This window comes from Serratia sp. Nf2 (assembly GCF_003028435.1).
Taxonomy (GTDB): Bacteria; Pseudomonadota; Gammaproteobacteria; order Enterobacterales; family Enterobacteriaceae; genus Serratia; species Serratia marcescens_L.
Genome location: NZ_PYTW01000033.1, coordinates 1 through 1,353 on the forward strand (window position 1 = coordinate 1; position 1,353 = coordinate 1,353).

Here is a 1,353-nt window from a genome sequence, read left to right on the forward strand (position 1 = left end):
TGCCATCGTCCAGCGGCTCGACCTCCTGCGTATAGGCCCGATCGAATATGCCGCTAATGGTGTAAGGCTCCGCGCCGCCGCCAGGGCGATACTCAACCGGGTCACCAAAAACGCCGTGCAACGGCGCCAGCAAATGCTGATCCCAGTTGATTCCCATTACTCCCCCGATTGCACAGATACGGCCGGCGCACTGCGAAGCAACGCCAATTTGCGGAGCTGTTCAACATCAGCAACCACGCCCAGTCCAATCAGCCGACTTGCATCCGCTTCCGGCAACATGAACGCCCGGTTTTCTGGATAGTCACGGCCATCGTGCCGCACCGTGTTACCTTTGGTGACAACCACTGAAACCATGCCGGCCGGCAACTGTTCACCGTCCTGATCGGTATCCGAATCGTGATCATCGTCGGTGTCGGTGTCGGTGTCGGTGTCGGTGTCGGTGTCGGTGTCGGTGTCGGTGTCGGTGTCGGTGTCGGTGTCGGTGTCGGCAGAATTGTCGGGCTCTTGGCCGTCAACTTTCAACTCTTCTCCGTTTTCCAGTTCGCCCACCATCAACTCGGGCGGCAAGCCGCCCAGTTCGTTACCTTGCTGTTTTTTCGATGCCATATCACACCACCGTCGCGCAGAGTGCAGCATTTACCCGGCTTGGGATAACCAACGGAGCTGACTGCATCATCAGCAGGCGTTGCGCCGGATCTTCTTTCACCCAGGTCTTAGGGGCATAGGCCAGAGGGCCATAGTTGAAAGCGGGATCGAGGATTACGCCAAACGCACGAGTCCCCATCAGATCAGCGCCAGACATAATGACGGCACCGTCAGGGATCATCGGTTTTTCGACATTGTCCAGCGGGTCAATGAACCAGTCGTTATACAGCCACAGATCGAAGTTGCCCCAGCGGCCTTTATAAACGGCCCCTTTCTGGACCTGCGCACCGGCATTAATCTGGTTGCCGAACGGGCTCAACGCCGGGAAAGTGATGGCGTTGTCCTTGATCGTGGTATCCAGTCGGAATGCTTTCCACGCCTTGTTGGTGAAAATGATGTCCGTCGGTACCGCGCCGGAATTTTTAAGGATCAGCGTCTGCCACTCTTCAATGTCATCCGACGGCTGCGTGTTGGTAGCGCCGGCGGCCACCGTCAGCGGCCATTTATCGCTGCCACTGAGGGTGATGGTCAGATCCGGCGAACGGCCAAAATCCACTACCTTGGTTTCATAACCTTCACCGTTCACGGTGACTTTCCCTGACACCATGGCGCTGCTGGCCATCCATTCAAGACGGCGGTTAATCATGTCGATCTGATCTGCCATCTCGAACTGCAGGTTCAGCATTTCGCGCTCTGCCGCGGTAAATT

Annotated in this window: 2 protein-coding genes; both read right to left on the reverse strand. The window is 57.0% G+C overall.

Features of this window, described 5'->3' with window-relative positions; genetic code table 11:
* Positions 1–156: 156 nt before the first annotated feature.
* Positions 157–606 (reverse strand): hypothetical protein, encoded by a 450-nt coding sequence (locus tag C9411_RS25685; RefSeq protein WP_146158904.1) that lies wholly within the window; start codon positions 604–606, stop codon positions 157–159.
* Position 607: 1 nt separating this feature from the next.
* Positions 608–1,353 (reverse strand): major capsid protein (locus C9411_RS25225; RefSeq protein ID WP_107228158.1); only part of this gene is annotated, 746 nt, incomplete at its 5' end.

Coding starts and splice junctions, on each gene's coding strand:
- C9411_RS25685 (WP_146158904.1), bottom strand. CDS start 606: ATGGCATCGAAAAAACAGCAAGGTAACGAACTGGGCGGCTTGCCGCCC.